This window comes from Mesorhizobium caraganae (assembly GCF_016836705.1).
GTDB lineage: Bacteria > Pseudomonadota > Alphaproteobacteria > Rhizobiales > Rhizobiaceae > Mesorhizobium > Mesorhizobium caraganae.
In genome coordinates this window covers 1-860 of record NZ_JAFCGY010000106.1, presented here as the reverse complement: position 1 = coordinate 860, position 860 = coordinate 1, and the positions used below count along the sequence as shown (strand labels likewise).

1 protein-coding gene is annotated in these 860 nt (G+C 63.7%); it reads left to right on the top strand.

The features are described 5' to 3' along the window. Positions 1-800: IS110 family RNA-guided transposase (locus tag JQK88_RS35495; RefSeq protein WP_203281237.1), on the top strand; the 800-nt coding region annotated here is incomplete at its 5' end. Between the last annotated feature and the right edge of the window lie 60 nt (positions 801-860).

The window sequence follows — 860 nt, the reverse complement described above, 5'->3', positions numbered from 1 at the left end:
CGATCGACACGATCGGTCTCGAGGCGAGCGGCGGCTATGAACGGGCCGCGCTCAAGGCGCTATGGCGGGCGGGCCTTCCGGTGCGTCGCATCAACCCGCACAGGCTGCGCCAGTTCGCACGGGCAGCCGGCATCAACGCCAAGAATGATCGCATCGATGCACGTCTGATCGCTCGCTTCCTGGCGACACTGCCGGCCCACCCGACCGATCTCGACCCTCGCCTTGAGCTGGTGACCGAACTCGTCACGGTACGGCGCCAGCTCCACGCCGAACTCGGCCGCGTCAACAACCAGCTTGAGCATGTGCGCGATACGGCTCTCCAGCGCCTGGCCAAGCGGCGTGCGACCCGGCTCCATGCCGATATCCTGCTGCTCGACAAACGGATCGCACAGGCGATCGCGGGCGACCGCAGCTTGGCACATCGCGACCGCCTGCTGCGTTCCACACCCAGCGTCGGCCCGGTTTTAAGTGCCACTCTGATTGCGCTGCTACCCGAACTGGGTCGCTTGTCCAATCGGCAGATCGCCGCTTTGGTCGGGCTTGCTCCCTATGACCACGACAGTGGCAAGCTCAAAGGCAAGCGATCCATCTGGGACGGCCGAGAGTCCGTCCGCAACGTCCTCTACATGGCTGCGCTCAGCGCCGGAGTGCATAATCCCGTCTTCGCCACCTTCCGCCGGCGCCTGCGTGAAAACGGCAAGCTGGCAAAGGTCGCCATCGTCGCCGTCATGCGAAAGCTCATCACAACCCTCAACGCCATGGTCCGAGACAACAAACCCTGGAGCCCAGCTTCAATCTGAAACACGGTTGCTCATCCGTCGCCTTCGGCGACACCTTCTCCCACAAGGGGAGAAGGAAAA